The sequence below is a fragment of the Pelagibacterium nitratireducens genome (assembly GCF_037044555.1).
Classification (GTDB): Bacteria; Pseudomonadota; Alphaproteobacteria; order Rhizobiales; family Devosiaceae; genus Pelagibacterium; species Pelagibacterium nitratireducens.
On sequence record NZ_CP146275.1, the window covers coordinates 3,186,804 to 3,204,732 of the forward strand.

Sequence of the window (17,929 nt, forward strand, 5' to 3'; positions counted from 1 at the left end):
TCGACGCATTAAACCGTGCGTCCGAAATTTCTGTCGACAAACAAAATACAACGCGTATTATTGGGGTTCAAATGCCGAAACCGCCATGATCGAGGAGACGTCGCGATGGCCGCCAGCATCTTTTCAGGATGCATTCCTGCCCTGATGACCCCCTGCAAGCCGGACCGAACACCCGATTTCGACGCTTTGGTCCGCAAGGGCGAACAACTGATTTCTGCCGGCATGCGCGCTGTCGTCTACTGCGGATCGATGGGCGATTGGCCGCTCTTGACCGATGCCCAGCGCATGGAAGGTGTCGCCAGACTGGTTGGTGCGGGTGTGCCCGTTATTGTGGGAACCGGCGCGATCAACACGGCCTCGGCTGTCGCCATTGCAGCCCATGCCCAAGAGGTTGGGGCACAGGGCCTGATGGTCATTCCGCGCGTCCTGTCGCGCGGCCCCTCCACCACCGCGCAACGCCATCACTTCAAGGCAATCCTTTCGGCGGCACCCGACCTGCCCGCTGTGATTTACAACAGTCCCTATTATGGCTTTGCAACACGCGCCGACCTGTTCTTCGCGCTGCGTGCGGAACACAGAAATCTCGTCGGTTTCAAGGAGTTCGGCGGCACCGAATCCCTGACCTATGCTGCGGAAAACATCACCAGCCAGGATGATGAGATTTCGCTGATGATCGGTGTCGATACAACGGTCTTCCACGGCTTCGTCAACTGCGGTGCGGCGGGCGCAATCACCGGGATCGGCAATGTCCTGCCCCGCGAAGTGCTCCACCTGTGCGCCCTGGCGCAGGCGGCAGCCGGTGGCGATGTGGATGCCCGCCAACGCGCACTCGAACTCGAAGGCGCGCTTGGCGCTCTGTCCTCATTCGATGAAGGGCCGGACCTTGTGCTTTTCTACAAGCACCTGATGGCGATCAAGGGCGATGCCGAGTATGCCCTCAATTTCAACGAAACGGACGCCCTCACCGACAGCCAGCGCGGCTATGCCGAAAGCCAGTTGGAACTGTTCGAGAACTGGTACGCGCAATGGAGTACCCTGCCCGGCGCGGTCCAGATATACGCCTAGCGGGAGGTTGTCGGGTAACCAACCCATTAGCGCGGGTAATAGTGCGTCAACAGCGTGACACGGGGACGACGTAGTGGACTTGAACATCGTTTAGCAAAGAGAGATGTTCGTGACCCACAATCGTTTCGTTGTCGTCGTTCTGGATGGCCTGCGGCCTGATCTCGTTACCCTGGACAGGATGCCCAACCTTGCCCGCTTCCGCGAAGAGGCGGCGGTACTGGGCGGAAGCCGGGCGCTCTATCCCAGCCATACCAGGGTCAACAAGACGGGCCTTGGAACCGGCACGACGCCGAAATATCACGGCATCCATTTCAATAAGATCGCCGGCGGCACACTCAAGCCCGGCGGCATTCTCGATGTCGGCGATTTTGCCCAGATGGCTGGTCTTGACCCCAGCGCGGACCTTGTGACGGCAACGCCGCTGGGCCAGGCACTGGCCGATGCGGACCGGACCATGGCGGTCATCCATTGCGGCGCCTCGGGTGCGCCCCAATTGCTCAACTACCGTGCGGCCGAACGCGGACAACATTATTTGTCGCTGGCCGGACCGCAGTTCAGCTCTGAACGTTTATGGTCTGCGGTGGAAGCCGAGCTGGGGCCCATGCCTTCTCCGAGCGGGGTCAATCTCGAACGTTCGCGCTATGCGATCAGAGCGATGACCGAAATCGTCTATCCCCAGCTTTTGCCGGACGTTACGGTCGTTTGGTCGGACGAGCCTGACAAATCCCTCCATGTCGACGGCTTTGGCGGGCCGGTAAGCGCAGCGGCACTTTCCCATGCCGACGACCTGGTCGGCGAGGTCATTAAGTGGTGGCGCGGGCTGGGCGATGACGCGCCCAATCTGCTGTTTCTGTCCGACCACGGACATGTGGAAACCTCCGGCACGATTGCACTGAAAGCCCTTTTCGCCGAAACCGGCCTGCCGGTTACCACCGATCCGGCCCAACCCGGTGCCTTGCTGTTGCCGTTTGGCAGCGGCGGCATTTATCTGCGCGATACCGACAGCTCGGTCCTGGCCGATATCGTTTCCTGGATGCAGGCCCAGCCATGGTGCGGCAATCTATTGACCGCCGGCGGCGACGGCGTGGCCGGTGCGATCCCCGGCACGTTTTCGACCAGCCTGCTCTCACTCGATCATGAACGCGCACCGGACCTGTTTTTTCAACTGCGCCGCATGGACGCCGATGGGCATGAACGGCAGTACGGCCATTGTCTCAATGCGGGCGACAAGGGCCCGAGCGGGTCGAGCCATGGCGGGCTGCATGCGGAAGAACTCGCGACCGTATTTTTTGCCGCGGGGCCGGACTTCAAAGGTCATTTTCGGACGGAAACCGTCGGCGGCATGGTCGATGTGGCCGCAACCATCCTGTCGCTGTTCGGCATCGAGCAGCCCCAATCGATGGTCGGACGACCATTGGGCGGATTGCTGGTCAACGGCACCGAGCCTTCCGATGCGCTGCCTGAAGTGGAAACCGTATCGGTCAGCAACGGCGCCTTTGAGCAGCATCTGCAGATCCGCAGGCTGGACCGCCGTACCGTTGCCGATCATGGCTGGGTGGGATGAAACGGCTGGGCACCGGGTTCAGGGCCCGGTGCCCGCTCAATCCATGCAATCGAAAAAGCTGCGGATGATGGCCAGATCGCGCACGTCGCTGTTGCACGCCGCCACCAGGGAATAGGAATCGGCAAGGTCGGCAATTGGGATGGCGCGCAGGCGCGGTTCGGACTGCACGGCCTCTCCATAGGTGATGCCAATACCCAGGCCGTTGCTGACCGCCTCGACGGCCATCGGGGTCGACCCGACGGTCATGATATCGGGCAAACGCACGCCCAGTTCGACGGCGCGCCGCTCGAAACGCCAGCGGGCGAATGAGCGAGAACTGGCAAGAACCACAGTGGTTTGCGCCATTTGGGCAATGGTAATTTCGGGTGCTTCGAACAGCGGGTGCCCCTTGTAAACCAAGGCCATGTGAACGCGCTCTTCGATCGGCCACAGGTAGAGCCCGGCGGCATTTTCAGGTTGGGGCATGAGTGCCACATCGGCGTCCCGATTGCGAAGCAGATCGGCGCATTGGCGCCAACTTGCGTTGTCGAAGGCCAACTCGATTCCCGGGTGCCGCTCCTTGAACCGGCTCAGATAGGACAGCGCCGGCTGAGATGCCGCAGCGACCACGCGCAGGAGCCCCTTATTGAGGTGGGCGTATTCACCCATGCGCTCTTCGAGCACCAGATAGAGGTGGCCGATTTCTTCTGTCACCGAATGGATTTTGCTTCCGGCCGGGGTCAGCACGAGCCCGGTGCGCCGACGCTCGAACAGCCGTGCGCCGATCTCGGCTTCGAATTTGGCCACGTTCTGGGTGACCGAGGATTGGGTCACCCCAAGCGCCTTGGCCGCGCTCGAAAATCCTTTGTGCCGGCACGCGGCGTTGAAGGCGACGATCTGGTGATGATTGATTTTCAATGGCCGTTCCCGGAGCGTGATCGATGTATAAACAGCGCTAATACTACATCACCGCGACGTGACAGTTCGATGATATCGGCGGGAGAGTTTCAATTTGAATGCGTCTACGAGGCCCCGTTGCTCAAGCTTATCCATATGACCGATCTTCATCTGACCGGAACCGGCGAACTCCATTTCGGTCATGACACTCACGAGGCGACGCGGCAGGCGCTCGATCATGCCCGCACCCATTTCGCCGATGCCGGATTTGTGGTCATCACCGGCGACCTTGCCAATTGGGGCGAGGTTGAAGCCTATCGCAAGTTGAAGGGCCTTTTGGCCGACTATCCGCTGCCCGTCTATCTGATGATCGGCAATCACGACAATCGGGAGAACTTCCTGTCGGTGTTCGGCGAGCGTCATCGGTTTGACGCACCCTTCATGCAGTACTGGGTCGATCATGATCGCTATCGGCTCCTGTTTCTCGATACCCAGACCGCCGGCACTGCAGGTGGCGCCTTCGGCAGCCACCGCCTGCGCTGGCTCGATCAGCGGCTGGCCGAAAGCGAGCGCGAGGTGCTGATGTTCATGCACCATCACCCCACCCCGACCGGAGCTTTTGCAATGGATGCCAAAGGGGTTGCGGACTGGGACGCCTTTCACAAGGTCCTGGCTCGGCACAGCGCAAAGATCCGGCATATTTTTCACGGTCATTGCCACACCGACATGCAAGGTCATGTCGAAGGCATTTCCTTTTCGGGCCTGCGCTCGATGGGCTCGCAAGTCTATCCCGACCTTTCGACCGATCTGGTCTCGCGCTGGGAAGGCGCGCCCCATTACGCCGTTGCGCTGGTCGGTGAGCGCAGCCTTGTGACCCACCAGCAGGATTTCACCTATGCCGGCGATGTCCACACGCACCCAAGGGGTCAGTTCACCGATTTCGTGGACAATTGCGCTAAGCGGGGTGTGAGTGTCCCCGACGCCGATCCCGACCCGCTGGAGATCGCATCATGACGCTATCACTGCCTGTCCCCGCCCCCTCCTTCGCCGCGATGGCGGAGCCCCGTTCAATCGCACGCAAATCTCCGGCCTTTGCCATCGAAAATCTCGCTGTCAGCGTTCCATCTCCGGGCGGCAGGCTCGACCTCGTCCACGATGTGAGCCTTTCGGTTTCTCGTGGCGAGTGCCATGCCATCGTTGGAGAAAGCGGGTGCGGCAAGACCGTGACATGCCTGGCGGCGCTCGGTCTCATGCCGCGCAGTACACAGGTTTCGGGCTCGGTGCGATTGGGGGAAACCCAGTTGCTGGGCGGGAACCGCGCCGGGCTCGAAGCGGTGCGGGGCCGCAAGATCGGCATGATCTTTCAGGATCCCCAGGGCGCGCTCAATCCGGTGCGCACCATCGGCGTGCAACTGGTCGAGCCGCTGCGGATGCATATGGGCATGACCCGGAAACAAGCACGCGCCAGAGCCTGCGAGCTCTTGGCCATGGTTGGCATTTCCGCGCCCGAAACGCGGCTCGACGCCTATCCGCACCAACTTTCCGGCGGCACCTGCCAGAGGGTGATGATCGCGATGGCCCTGACCACCGAGCCCGAGATCCTGATTGCAGACGAGCCGACCACAGCACTCGATGCGACTGTGCAACTCCAAGTTCTGGACCTGCTCAGGTCGATCCAGCGCCAGCGCGACCTTGCCATCGTACTGATTACCCACGATCTTGGCGTCGTCTCGGAAATCTGCGACCGGGTTACAGTGCTCTATGCGGGTCGATCGGTGGAATCGCGATCCATGACCGATCTGTTTGACCGACCGCAGCATCCCTATACCCGCGCGCTGCTCGACTGTCTGCCCTCGCTCGACCCGCAAGCACCACCACCGGCTGCTATTCCCGGCGAGGTGCCCGGCCCGCAACAGCGCGTTTCGGGATGTGCTTTTCATCCGCGCTGCTCGCACGCCACCGCCCATTGCGCACAGGTTCTTCCCGAGCGTGTCGCCCTCGCAGCCGAGGACATGGTGCGCTGCCACAACCCGCTCGGTTCGACCGGATTCAGCGTTCAATGACCACGTTGCTCACCCTCGACAATATCGAAAAGACCTTCCATGTCGCGGGCGAGGGCATATTCTCGCCGCGGCGCGCGCTTGCCGCCGTCGGCGGAGTTTCGCTTTCGATCGCTCCGGGTCGGGCGTTGGGGCTGGTGGGAGAAAGCGGATGCGGCAAGTCCACGCTCGCCCGTATCGCCACCCATTTTCTCGACCCGAGTGCCGGCATGGTTCGCATCGACGGGCGCAGCCTTGATGCGGTTGGGCCGCAAGAGCGGCGGCAGTTGAGGCGCAGCGTTCAGATGGTTTTCCAGAATCCGGCCGGCGCGCTGGATTCGCGCATGACCATTGGCGACCAGATCGAAGAGGCGGTAGGGATTGCCTTTAGCGGCTCTCATCCAGATCGGCTCGCCGAGCGCGACCGCCTGCTTACGCTTGTGGGCTTGTCCACCGACATGGCCGAGCGGTTTCCGCACCAGATTTCAGGCGGGCAGAAACAGCGTGTGGTCATTGCACGCGCGCTGGCGGCCCGGCCCAAACTTCTGGTTTGTGATGAACCCCTTTCGGCGCTCGACGTTTCAGTGCAGGCCCAGATTCTCGGTCTGCTTGAAAAGCTGCGCCGGGAATTGGGGCTGGCCTATCTGTTCATTTCCCACCAGCTCTCCAGCGTCCGCTATCTTTGCGATGAGATCGCGGTGATGTATGCGGGGCGGATTGTCGAATACGGTCCCACGACCGAAATCTTTGCAACACCGCGTCATCCTTATACGCGGGTCCTGCTCTCTGCAGCGCTGGATCCGCGCCGCGATCGGCGGGACGAGGCGGCCATCGGCGAGCCACCCAACCCCCTCGCCCTGCCCGCGGGATGCCCCTTCCATCCGCGATGCGCCCACGCCATGCCGATTTGCAGCACAGAGCGGCCGCAATTGCGGCACGACGGTACCGCCCGGCAGATCGCCTGCCATCTCGACTGATTGCACCGACAGCATTACCGGGATTGGGAGAGCGGATCGAGCCGGTCGCGCAGCCAATCGCCCAGAATGCTCATCGACAGGGTCGTGAGAAAAATCACGCTGCCGGGAAACACGGCAATCCACCACGCATTGAGAAGAAAATTGCGCCCCTGTCCCAGCATCAGCCCCAGGCTCGTGTTGGGCGGCTGCACGCCCAGGCCGAGAAAGCTGAGGCCGGTTTCAAGCAGCACGGTCGCCGGGAAATTGAGCGTGAGCTGAACGATCAGCGCACTGCCGATGTTGGGCAGAATGTGGCGCAGATAGATCGTTGACTGGCTGAGCTCGAGCCCCTGCAGCGCCATGACGTAGTTCTGCTCTTTGGCGCTCAGCACCATGCCGCGCGTCAGGCGGGCATAGACTTCCCATCCTGCCAGCCCCACCAGCAGGAGGAATATCCACAGTCCACTCCCCGCGATTGCCATGAAGAACAGGACGAGGATGATGAAGGGAACAGCCGCCTGAAAGTCGACGGCCGCCATGATGATCTGATCGACCGGACCGCGAAAATGAGCGGCCACAAACCCCAGCAGCGTGCCGACGACGGCGCCGACCATGGTGCCGAGCGCTGCGATCAGAAGGCTTGTCCTCAGGCCGAAAAGAATGCGCGACAGCACGTCGCGCCCGATCTCGTCGGTTCCAAGCACATGGTCCCAGCCGCCACCAGCAAGAAGAGGCGGCTGGAGGCGCGCGAGAATATCGGTGTCGCGATAATCATAGGGCGCCAGAAAATCGGCACCCAGTCCCAGAACGATGAGCGCGACAAGGAAGATCAGGGCCAGCTGCGTTGTCAAAGGCATGTTGTAAAAGAGCTTTTTCATGATTTGCGCAGCCGCGGATCGAGCCATCCATAGGCGATGTCGACGGCAAGGTTGGCGAGGACCATTGTGGTGGCGGTGGCAAGGACGATGATCTGAACGACGGCGAGGTCGCGGCTCATGACCGATTCAGCCAATAGCCGGCCGATGCCGGGCCAGGCAAAGACGGTCTCGACAATTATGGCCCCAGCCACCAGATCGCCCAGCCGCAAACCCAGGATTGTCACCAGCGGGATCGAGGCGTTGGGCAGTGCATGCAGGATCGTCCGTCGCTGTGGGCGGATGCCGCGGGCCCGGGCTGCCAGCATATAGGGTTGATTGAGAACATCGAGCATGCAGGAGCGCGCGAAACGTGCGATGGCGCCGGCGCTTGACAGGCCCAATGTCATCACGGGCAGGATGAGATGAAGAAGCGAGCCGCTTCCAAAAGTGGGAAGCCAGCGCAGATGGAGCGAGAACAACAGGATGAACAGAATGCCGAGAAAGAAGTTCGGCATCGAAAAGGCCATGACCGACAGTGACATGACGAACCGATCGAGCGCGGTATTGTGGCGCAGCGCTGCGATGATCCCCAGCGGCAGGCCAATGGCGATGCTGAGTGCAAGGCTGGTAAGCCCCAGCACAATTGTGGCCGGCAGACGTTCGAGAAAAAGTTCGGCCGCAGGCATCCCGGTCACGATGGAGTATCCGAATTCGCCCTGGAAAATGCCACTCAGAAAGGCGAACAACTGCTCGTAGAGTGGCCGATCCAGGCCCCAGCGTTCACGCATGCGCTCGATCTGGAGCGGATCGGCATCGGGCCCGGCGATGATGGCGATTGGGTCACCCGACAGCCGGACCATAAAGAACACGGCGACGGCCACGACCAGAAGGGTAATGCCCATGCGCATCGCGCGGGCGGCAACAGGGTGGGCTTTCACAAGTCCGAACTCCCGGAAATTGAGGCGGATGGCACAGACGCGCCACCCGCCGCTGATCCTTATTCGAAAGAGAGATTGTTGGGGCCCAGATCCATCATCCAGAAAGAATAGGGCTGCCAGTCAATGCCTTCTCGGACACCGAAATATTCGACGTGCTGGAACAATTCCATTTGCGGGGCCTCCGCCTCGACGATATCGAGCGCTTCGTTGAAATAGGCGACACGCTCATCGGCATCGAGAGTGGTGTTGAGCAGATCGTGCAATTCAAGCAAGTGCGCGGGCGGGGTCCAGGTGTACCGGAAATCGTCAGGGTTGGTGCGGATCGAGGTGGCGCCCCAGGCATTGATCATGGGATGGGTGAGATCGGGCATCTGCATGCCGTTCGACCAGGCGCGCATATGCCATACCCCCTCGACCAGCGCTCCACCGCCCTCGGTCGAGGACTCGATGGTCACGTTGATCCCCGCGTCGCGCCACATCTGCTGGAGCACCTGGGCGACTTCGAGGTAGTTGGTGTAATACCCGCCATTGATGCGGAAGATGAGGTCTTCACCATTGTAGTCCGAAGCCTCAAGAAGCCGCGCGGCTTCTTGCGGATCGTAGTGGGCCGCCTCGCGGCCGGAAAAGATTTCCTCACCATGGCTGGGAAACACCAGCTCGGGTAGCACCTGGGAGTCGCCACCCCAAAGCGCTTCGACCACCGCCTGACGATCGACGGCATAGGCCATGGCGCGGCGCAGATTGGCATCGTCCATGGGAGCCTGGACCGTGTTAAAGACAATCACGCGCGAATTGTCGATCAACGCCGGCATGAGTTGCACGTTGCCGGCTTGTTCGAGCGTGCCCTTCTGGTCGGGAGAGATATCGGTGATCATGTCGAGTTCACCGGTCATCAGCCCGGCGATACGGGTCGACATCTCGGGAACTTCGAGGAAGGTGATCTCGCGGGCCGGCGGCAGGCCGCCCCAATACGCGTCGTTTGATTCAAGCCGGATGAATTCACCCTGCCGCATTTCAGCAAGCTTGTAGGGACCGGTGCCGATGGGGGCGAGATTGAATTCTTCGGGACCGAGTTCGAGATAATAGTCTTTCGGTACGACCTTTCCCATGGTGGCGGTGAAGCGATAGGGAAAGATGGGATCAGGAGCGCTGGTGGTGAAGATAACCGTGTCCTCATCGACCACCTCGACAGCGGTGAAGTTGCCGAAATAGGTGGGGCCGACAGCAACGAGGCGGTCCGCGCCGAACACCCGTTCTTCGCCAAACGAGAAGGCGATGTCTTCCGCCGTCATCGGCGTTCCGTCGTGGAAGACCACGTCGGTGCGGATATCGACTTCCCATTCCTTGGGAGAGACATTGCGCCACTCGGTGGCCAGGGACGGAGCCAGTTCGGTCCCGTTGCCGTTGCCGTTGCCACCTTCCCAATAGGCGCGACGGATCAACTCGTCGAAAATCGAATAATTGACCCGCTGGCCGACATTGGAAATGTTGAGGCCGGGGCCGAAACCGGCGGGCAGGGACTGCACGCCGATGGTAAGGGTTGGACGATCGTCCTGGGCGGCGGCGGGTGCCGCCATCGCCAGAATCGCGGCCGATACCATGACCACCCTTTTGAGGACTGTCATATTGCTCTCCGTTCGTGAATAACTTGCTCACGACCTCGGGGGTCGTCGCCGGGGACGTTAGGGAGAGGCAATAAACGGGCAATGACACAATATTAACACGGCTAATACCCGCGTAAGGCAGGCGCCATTTCCAATGCCGGCGAAGTCGCCGATTGCCGGGCCGAATGCTTCCATGCTCCCTCAATCAGCTCCCATGCCGCGAGATGGCGATCCATTTTTCGGGCGCGTCTTTACAGGTGCAAATCCGTTTGGTAACGTTCCCAAAAATGGGAGGAAGCGGCTAAGCCGCATCAAGGCATGACCACGCGCCGGAACAAGCAGCCGACGATCATAGACATTGCGGAAGTGGCGGGTGTTTCCAAGAGCACCGTCGCGCGCGCCCTGTCGGGGTCGCCCCATATCGGGGAAAAGACGCGAGAACGGGTGCTTACCGCCGTGCGGGCGCTGGGCTATGAGCGCAACCATCTTGCCCATTCGCTGCGCTCGGGAAAGACCGGGCTGATCGGCCTGGTCATCCCCGATATTGCCAACCCGTTCTGGGCCGAAGTGGCACGCGGCGCTCAGGATGCCGCAGCGGCCAGCGGCGCTTCACTTTTGATTTTCAGCTCCGACTGGGACCCCGAGCGCGAGGCGCATCATTTGCGCGCCTTGCGCCAGGCGCGTGTCGACGGGGCCATCGTCAATCCGGTTGCCGACAATGTGGACGGGCTGGGCCGGTTCGGCCTCCCGGTTGTGCTTATCGGGTCGAGCGCCGAGCGGTTTCCCGAGCTCTCGAGCGTGGGCAGCGATATCGCACAAGGCGTTGCTCTGGGCCTCGATCACCTTGCCAGCCTCGATCATCACCGCCCGGCGCTTCTGGTTGGCTCGGCAAACCGTTTGGCCCGCGTGCGCTTCATGCGCGTGGTTCACGACTATTGCATTGGCCACGATATCGATCCGGCAACGCTGGTGATCGAAGAAGGCAGTTATACAGTCGAATCGGGGCGCGCGGCGATGCTGCGCCTGCTGGAACGCGACCCGAAGGCGGCCCGGTGCGTCTTTGCCGCAAACGATCTGATGGCACTCGGCGCCCTGCTGGCCGTGCGCGAAGCCGGACTGCGCTGTCCCAACGACGTATCGATCCTGGGCTTTGACGGCATTCCCGCGGCCGCCTTTTCAGATCCCGGTCTGACCACCATCGAAAAGCCGGCCCGCGCCATCGGCGTCGAGGGCATGCATCTGCTGGCCGAAACCATCGAAGGCAAACTCGAGCATCGGCGTGTCCTGCTGGACTGCGCGCTCACTTCACGCGGATCGCTGGCCCATAACAGCGACCTCGGTCCGACCCGCCTGATGGCCGTGGGGAGCAACTAGCCATGAGCCTTGACGAAAAAGAGCTGGCTTCAACAGTTTCTAATTTTGGGAACGTTCCCAAAAGCGCAAAACGTGTTTCACGGCGAGCTGCGTTGGGCTTCAAGCTCCAGGCCTGGTGGCCCTACTACGCTATGATGGCTCCGGGCATCGTCTATTTTCTGGTGTTTCACTATTTCCCCATCTACCAGGCCAAGCTCGCCTTCGAGGATTTCCGGATTTTCGGCGACAACCTGTTCGTGGGCTTCAAACACTTCGACACATTGTTCGACTCTCCGGCCTTTTTTCAGGTTCTCGCCAACACGCTGATCATCTCGGCCATGAAGATGGTTTTCGTCTTCCCCGTGCCCATCTTCATTGCGCTGTTCATCAACGAGGTGCGCAGCACCAATTTGCGCCGTTTCATTCAGTCGGCGATCTATCTGCCCCACTTTCTGTCATGGGTGGTGATCGCCGGCATCTTCATCGCAGCGCTCTCGCCGTCGAGCGGTGTCGTCAACGATATCGGGCAGGCACTCGGCTTTGCGCCGCGGTCGTTCATGACCGAGTCCGGCTCCATTCGCTGGGTCATCGTGTTTTCCGAAATGTGGCGCACGGCGGGCTGGGATTCGCTGCTCTATTTCGCTGCGATCATGGCCATCGACCCCCAGCTTTATGATGCTGCGGAAATGGACGGGGCCAATCGCTGGCAAAAGATCGTGCACGTCACCCTGCCCGGCATCACCCCGACCATCGCGACCCTGTTCATCCTCAATGTCGGCCTGTTCATGAATGCGGGGTTTGACCAGGTCTTCAACCTCTCCAACGACGCCATCCGCGACCAGATCGATATCATCGACACTTATGTCTATCGGATCGGCCTGCAGTCGGGTCAGTTCTCGCTGGCGACAGCGGCGGGCCTGTTCAAGGGGGTCATCGGCATGGTGCTGATCGTTGCCGCGCACACCATTTCCAAGCGCCTGACCGGCAAGGGAGTGTGGTAATGGCCAACGCCAATTCCACCCGTTTCGAGCGTCTCGAACAAACGATCATCGTATCGAGCCTTTTGCTCATGGTGGTCGTGACGGTCCAGCCGATCCTCAATCTGCTCGCCATCTCATTTTCGGACTCCGCACAGGTGCCCGGAATGAGTGGCCTCGCCGTTGTCCCGAGGGGATTTTCGCTCGATGTCTGGACGCTGCTGATCGCCAATCCCGAAGTCCAGCGGGGCTTGCTCAATTCGCTGTTCATCACGATCACCGGCACGATCCTCAACGTGACCTTTACGGCGCTGATGGCGTGGGCACTGTCGCGCCCACGGTTGCCGGGGCGCCGCATCCTGTTCGTTTTCGTGCTGGCCACCATCGTCTTCGAACCCGGCCTGATCCCCGACTATTTCGTGGTGCGCGAGTTGGGCCTGCTCAACACCTATTGGGCCGTCATTCTCTATAAGCTCGTCAACGCCTGGTATCTGATCATCCTGATCCGGTTCTTTGAGGAAGTGCCCGGCGAGTTGCTCGAGGCGGCAGAACTCGATGGCGCCAATGCCTTCCAGACGCTGTGGAAAGTGGTGCTGCCGCTGACCATGCCGGCGCTGGCCACCATTACGCTGTTCTATCTCGTCTATCACTGGAACGAGTTCCTGCGCCCGATGATCTATCTCAACGATTCCAGCATGCATCCGCTGCAGGTCGTTTTGCGCAAGTTCGTTCTCGACGGCGACAAGTCCTCGATGGTGGGGCTTGCGGCCATGTCGAACTATCAGGGCGCGGCCCAGATCAGCACGCGGGCCCTCAATGCCGGCATGATCATGCTGACCATCCTGCCCATTCTGGCGGTCTATCCGCTGATCCTGAAATTCTTCACGAAGGGCACCATGAGCGGTGCCCTGAAGGGATAACACAAGCAAAATTCCAACAAGGAGGAGGACCAGATGCTTGCAAGACACCTTATGACCACGGTCGCTGCCGTGGCGGCCACGCTGAGTTTGGGAGGCGGCGTTCTCGCGCAGGACACCCCGACCGTAACCATCATCGCGCACGACAACCCAGGCGATGCCGAGCTTTTCGAGCGTATCGAGGCGGGCATGGCCGACGCCGGAACACCGGTTAATATCGAACTGGTCGGGCTGCCCAGTTCGGGCTATGCCGACGCGCTCAGCCTGCGCCTTCTATCGGGTGAAATCCCCGACATCATCTACTTCCAGGGGGCCGATGCCGAATTTGCCAATCAAGGCATATTGGAGGATCTGGGTCCGTGGATAGAGCAGTCGGAGCACATCCAGAACGCCATGTGGCCGCACAATGAAGCGCGCATGGAGAACTACCCCTACCTTCTCTACATCTTCCCGGCGCGGACAAAATCGGCAGTGATGCGCTCTGACTGGCTCGAACAGAGCGGGCTCGACGCACCGACAAATCTCGATGAATGGACCGCGTTCCTCACCGAGATGTCCCAGTCAGATTTCGACGGCAATGGCGAGCAGGACACGTACGGCATTCTGGCGCCGGACAACACCGCCGAACTCGATGCCATTTTCAACCAGTCGTTCGGTGTATCGGCGACCTGGCTCGAAGACGAAAACGGCGAGTGGATCCATTCGCGCGTGTCGGATGCAGAGCGCGACAAGCTGGCCTACTACCAGATGCTCTATGCCGAAGGCATTCTCGATCCCGAATATGTCACCTCGAACTGGGAAGTGAAGGAAGACAAATTCTATTCGGGCCGCGTTGCCGTGATCATGGGCACCGCCGGTCCGGTGGTCGAAATCTACAAAACCAAGATGGCCGAGGCCAATCCGGGCGCCGATCTCGCCCTGCTCGATCCTCCCGACGGGCTTGAAGCGGTCAACGTGGCCAAGGAAGACCGTGGTTACGCCATCCACGCCATGAGCGAGAACAAGGAAGCCGCTTTCGCGGTTCTCGATTTCCTCGCCAGTCCCGAAGGCCAGTTCATCGACCGCATGGGTGTCGAGGGTGAGCATTACACCCGCAACGGCGATAGTTTCGAAGTGCTGCCCGCCATGGGCGGCTGGTATCCGCGCTTCTGGACGGCAAACCCTGACTATTGGACGCCGCCCGTCCCCTTGCTGTCGGACGTGGCTCAGGGTTCGCTTGAGCAAGGCGCCGAATATTTTGTCGCCGACAACGCCTTTGTCTGGCCCGCGGACCTCGCACCGAGTGTTGATGCGGCCGAACAATATTATCGCACCTCGGTGTTCCGCTTCGTTTCTGGTGAATGGTCGATGGACCAGTGGGACCAGTATGTCGAGGGATGGTACGCCGCCGGAGGGCAGGCGATGACCGATCACGCAAGGACCGTTCTTCCATGACCACACTGCAGAACACGGGCCCGGCTTTCAAAAGCCGGGTCCGCGGACTGCTCCATGGCGTCGCCTTCGGCGACGCCATCGGGGCGCCCGTCGAAAAGCTCACTCCGGCGGAAATCCAGTCCATGTATGGGCGGGTCAATTCTCTGGACAACCAATGGCACCGCACCAGCCGCGACCCGGCCGCCGGCAATGGACGCGTGCGCGGCAATGGCATCGTCACCGACGATACGCTCATGACCCTCTCGCTCATGGCCGTCTATAATGAAACCGGCCGCCATATCGACGCCTGGGACATGGCCGACGGGATGGTGCGCCAGATCGCCTGGGTCAAACGCTACGTTCCAGAGCTCCAGCGCGAATGTCCACTGCTCGAGCGCCTGTTCTATCCCGAGAAATGGATTTTCCAACGCCACCAACTCTCCGGCTGCGATCCGCGCCAGGGCGGGATCGGCAACATGGTCAATTGTGGTGCAGCGATGTACATTGCGCCGATCGGCGTCGTGAACGCGTGTGATCCGCGCGCCGCCTATGACGAGGCTATCGCGTTCGCCTCGGGCCATCAGCAAAGCTATGGGCTGGAAGCTGCCGGCGTTCTGGCCGCCGCCGTCGCTGCCGCCTTCGTTCCTGGGACAAGCATCGATGCCGTGGTCGATACCGCCTATGGCCTCGCCAAGGACGGCACCCGTGCAGCCATCGGCGCGATTGCCGAAACCGCCAGGGATTTGCGCATCAGGGGAGCCGGTCATGCCGAGGTGGTACAGGCGTTTCATCAGGCCATCCTGCCTTTTTCGCCGCTCGGCGACGATCTGGACCACACCGCTGCAAAGGCTGGCCGACCGACCCAGAATTATCAGCCCTCCCGGTTCTTCTCGATCGAGGAGTTGCCCCTGGCCCTGGGCTTTGCGCTTGTCGCCGATGGCGATTTCCGCCGGGCCGTCGAAGACGGCGTCAATTCGGGTCGCGATACCGATTCCATCGGGGTGATGGCCGGAGCGATCCTTGGCGCGATGCACGGGGAAGCCGTCATCGATGCCGGTGAAGCCGACCAGATCGACACGATCAACAGGCTGGACCTTGCCGGCGAAGCCGCCCGCTTTGCCGCAACGTGCAGCACCATAATGAGCGTCGACCAGAAGCGTCTGGAAACGCTCGCTGCTCAGCGTGCAGCCATCCTTGAAGCGCCCGTCAGCGCGGCGCAGAACTGATACCCCTTTTTCAAACAGGAATTTGAATGCTTTCCTCCTCCGATCTCGTCCACCGCATCTATTCGGGCTTTCTGGGCAAGGCCATTGGCGTGCGCCTTGGCGCGCCGGTCGAGCCGACCATCTGGAGCTATGAGCGGATCCGCGACACCTATGGCGAGATCACCGGCTATCTGCGCGATTTCAAGACGTTTGCGGCAGATGACGACACGAACGGTCCCGTCTATTTCATCCGCGCCATGCGCGACTACCAGCTTGTGCCCACACCGCACGAAGTTGCCAAGACCTGGCTCAACTATGCCGCGGAGGGCCACGGCATGTATTGGTGGGGCGGCTATGGCCGTTCGACCGAGCACACCGCGTACCTCAATTTGCGTGCCGGCATCGAAGCGCCGCAATCGGGTTCGATAGCCCAGAATGGCTCTGCAATTGCCGAACAGATCGGTGGGCAGATCTTTATCGACAGCTGGGGCTGGGTGAACGCAGGCAACCCTGAACGCGCCGCCGAGATGTCGGCCAGCGCCGCTTCGGTCGCCCATGATGGAGAAGGGCTCAACGGCGCCCGGTTCTGCGCGGCGATGATCGCTGCAGCGTTCACCGCAAAGTCGGTCGAGCAATTGTTCGAAATCGGCCTTTCGGTCATCCCTTCGGATTCAACCTATGCCGCGGTCGTCAGGGCCGTGCTCGGCCAGCATCAAAATGACCCCGATGACTGGCGCGCCTGCCGCGATCTTTTGACCCGCGACTGGGGCTATGACCGCTATCCGGGTGTCTGCCACATCATTCCAAATGCCGGTGTTCTGGCGCTCGCCATGATCTACGGCAAGGGCGAACTCTGCCGCACCGTCGAGATCGCCACAATGTGCGGTTGGGACACTGACTGCAACGCCGGCAATGCCGGGGCGGTCATCGGCACCTTCGAGGGTGTCCAGCCGGGCTGGGACAAATACCGTAAGCCCATCAACGATATGGTCGTGACCTCGGGCGTCACCGGCGCGCTCAACATCGTCGATATCCCCAATTTCGCCCGCGAACTGGCGACGCTCGCCCTGCAACTGGACGGCAAGAATGTGCCCGAAGGCTGGGCAGAGGCGATGGACGATCGCGGCATCCATTTCGACTTTTCGCTGCCCGGCTCCACACATGGGTTCAAGACTTCGGGCACCAACCAGCTCGAACTGAGCTGGACCGACAAGGACAATGGAGCAGGAGTTGGCGCTCTGGAAATCCTCATCGACCGTTTCGAGCGTGGGCAGTCAGGCAAGGTGTTCTGGAAACCGTTCTACCGGCGCGCCGATTTCGACGATGAGCGCTACCGCCCGATGTTCTCGCCGCTGGTTGCCAGCGGACAGACCGTATCGTTCGATATCTTCATGGAGCCATGGGAAGGCGATGGCCATTTGCGCATCGCGCCCTATGTCCGTGCCACGATGAGCAAGACGATCGTCGAAACCGGGGCTTACCAGCAGCCGGCTGCAGGGTCCTGGACCCATATCGAATTTACAGTGCCCGACGCCGATGGCGAAGCCATCGACGAAATCGGTCTCGACATCGAATATTTCGGCCGGCTCAAATTTCTGGGCAAGCTCCATCTCGCCAATTTCCGCGTCACCGGCAAAGGCACAACCCGCATCGATCCGGCAAAAGAGGTCGAGGAGTGGGATGCCATCACCCGATTTACCTGGAACCGGGGCTATTGGAAGAAGGACGGCGCAACCATCACCGGTCTCACCGATACCGATGCCGATCTGTGGACGGGTCACCTTTATACGCGTGATGCCGTCGTCAGCGCCGAGATCACCCCACAGTCGGGCGCCTCGCATCTTGTGAGTTTTCGGGCCCAGGGCACGTCGCGTTTCTACGCCGCCGGATTTGAGGACGGCAAGCTCCGGATTATCCGCGAAGACTTCGGCAAGAGCGTCCTGGCCGAGACCGATTTCGCCGTCGAATTTGGCCGCACCTATCGTCTCGCAGTCGACGTCAAGGAGACCTCCATTGCCGTCAGCGTCGATGGCGAGAAGCTTCTGACAGCAAGCGATGACCGTTTCGCTTACGGGCAGGCCGGCGTCCGGCTGGGCGGTCCAGGCCGGCTTGCGGTCTCCAAGTTTGAAATCGTCGAGCAATAGAGGCCGACAGGGAGGATTTCG

The 17,929-nt window shown here is 61.0% G+C and carries 15 protein-coding genes; 11 read left to right on the top strand and 4 right to left on the bottom strand.

The genetic code is table 11. The features are described from left to right. The first annotated feature begins 105 nt into the window (after window positions 1–105). Together V6617_RS15655 and V6617_RS15660 are read left to right on the top strand one after the other, a co-directional pair. Window positions 106–1,065, top strand: coding sequence for a dihydrodipicolinate synthase family protein (locus tag V6617_RS15655; RefSeq protein ID WP_338607850.1), 960 nt, complete (start codon window positions 106–108; stop codon window positions 1,063–1,065). A gap of 109 nt (window positions 1,066–1,174) precedes the next feature. Beyond that, a complete protein-coding gene (locus tag V6617_RS15660; RefSeq protein ID WP_338607851.1) occupies window positions 1,175–2,629 on the top strand; it encodes an alkaline phosphatase family protein in 1,455 nt (484 codons plus the stop codon). A 36-nt stretch (window positions 2,630–2,665) separates the two neighbouring features. Here the strand turns inward: V6617_RS15660 and V6617_RS15665 are convergent, their stop codons facing one another. Beyond that, a complete protein-coding gene (locus tag V6617_RS15665) occupies window positions 2,666–3,526 on the bottom strand; it encodes a LysR family transcriptional regulator (RefSeq protein ID WP_338607852.1) in 861 nt (286 codons plus the stop codon). A 117-nt stretch (window positions 3,527–3,643) separates the two neighbouring features. Between V6617_RS15665 and V6617_RS15670 the strand changes: the two genes are divergently transcribed. The 3 genes from V6617_RS15670 to V6617_RS15680 are packed head-to-tail and all read left to right on the top strand — an operon-like array spanning window position 3,644 to window position 6,521. Next, window positions 3,644–4,519 carry a metallophosphoesterase gene (locus V6617_RS15670; protein WP_338607853.1) on the top strand — a complete coding sequence of 292 codons (876 nt, stop codon included), beginning with the start codon at window positions 3,644–3,646 and terminating at the stop codon, window positions 4,517–4,519. Further along, window positions 4,516–5,568, top strand: coding sequence for an ABC transporter ATP-binding protein (locus V6617_RS15675; RefSeq protein WP_338607854.1), 1,053 nt, complete (start codon window positions 4,516–4,518; stop codon window positions 5,566–5,568). Before V6617_RS15670 ends, V6617_RS15675 begins: the two co-directional genes overlap by 4 nt. Continuing rightward, complete coding sequence (locus V6617_RS15680; RefSeq protein ID WP_338607855.1) at window positions 5,565–6,521, top strand: oligopeptide/dipeptide ABC transporter ATP-binding protein; 957 nt, start codon at window positions 5,565–5,567, stop codon at window positions 6,519–6,521. Before V6617_RS15675 ends, V6617_RS15680 begins: the two co-directional genes overlap by 4 nt. Window positions 6,522–6,535: 14 nt before the next feature. Here V6617_RS15680 and V6617_RS15685 read toward each other — a convergent pair whose 3' ends face one another. From V6617_RS15685 to V6617_RS15695, 3 genes are read right to left on the bottom strand one after another with little or no spacing between them, the layout of a single operon-like run. Continuing rightward, complete coding sequence (locus tag V6617_RS15685; protein WP_338607856.1) at window positions 6,536–7,378, bottom strand: ABC transporter permease; 843 nt, start codon at window positions 7,376–7,378, stop codon at window positions 6,536–6,538. Continuing rightward, complete coding sequence (locus V6617_RS15690; protein ID WP_338607857.1) at window positions 7,375–8,295, bottom strand: ABC transporter permease; 921 nt, start codon at window positions 8,293–8,295, stop codon at window positions 7,375–7,377. The genes V6617_RS15685 and V6617_RS15690 overlap by 4 nt, the downstream gene beginning before the upstream one ends. 59 nt (window positions 8,296–8,354) lie before the next feature. Continuing rightward, window positions 8,355–9,920 (bottom strand): ABC transporter substrate-binding protein, encoded by a 1,566-nt coding sequence (locus V6617_RS15695; protein ID WP_338607858.1) that lies wholly within the window; start codon window positions 9,918–9,920, stop codon window positions 8,355–8,357. A 297-nt stretch (window positions 9,921–10,217) separates the two neighbouring features. Between V6617_RS15695 and V6617_RS15700 the strand changes: the two genes are divergently transcribed. The 6 genes from V6617_RS15700 to V6617_RS15725 all read left to right on the top strand — a co-directional run bounded on the left by V6617_RS15700 (window position 10,218) and on the right by V6617_RS15725 (window position 17,908). Beyond that, window positions 10,218–11,273 (top strand): LacI family DNA-binding transcriptional regulator, encoded by a 1,056-nt coding sequence (locus V6617_RS15700; RefSeq protein ID WP_338607859.1) that lies wholly within the window; start codon window positions 10,218–10,220, stop codon window positions 11,271–11,273. A 92-nt stretch (window positions 11,274–11,365) separates the two neighbouring features. Continuing rightward, complete coding sequence (locus tag V6617_RS15705; protein WP_338607860.1) at window positions 11,366–12,253, top strand: ABC transporter permease; 888 nt, start codon at window positions 11,366–11,368, stop codon at window positions 12,251–12,253. Then, window positions 12,253–13,149, top strand: a complete 897-nt coding sequence (locus V6617_RS15710; protein WP_338607861.1) for a carbohydrate ABC transporter permease — start codon at window positions 12,253–12,255, stop codon at window positions 13,147–13,149. The genes V6617_RS15705 and V6617_RS15710 overlap by 1 nt, the downstream gene beginning before the upstream one ends. Window positions 13,150–13,182: 33 nt before the next feature. Continuing rightward, window positions 13,183–14,580, top strand: a complete 1,398-nt coding sequence (locus tag V6617_RS15715) for an extracellular solute-binding protein (protein WP_338607862.1) — start codon at window positions 13,183–13,185, stop codon at window positions 14,578–14,580. After that, on the top strand, window positions 14,577–15,785 hold the full coding sequence (locus V6617_RS15720) for an ADP-ribosylglycohydrolase family protein (protein WP_338607863.1): 1,209 nt from the start codon (window positions 14,577–14,579) through the stop codon (window positions 15,783–15,785). Before V6617_RS15715 ends, V6617_RS15720 begins: the two co-directional genes overlap by 4 nt. Window positions 15,786–15,811: 26 nt before the next feature. Then, window positions 15,812–17,908 carry an ADP-ribosylglycohydrolase family protein gene (locus V6617_RS15725; RefSeq protein WP_338607864.1) on the top strand — a complete coding sequence of 699 codons (2,097 nt, stop codon included), beginning with the start codon at window positions 15,812–15,814 and terminating at the stop codon, window positions 17,906–17,908. Window positions 17,909–17,929 lie beyond the last annotated feature (21 nt).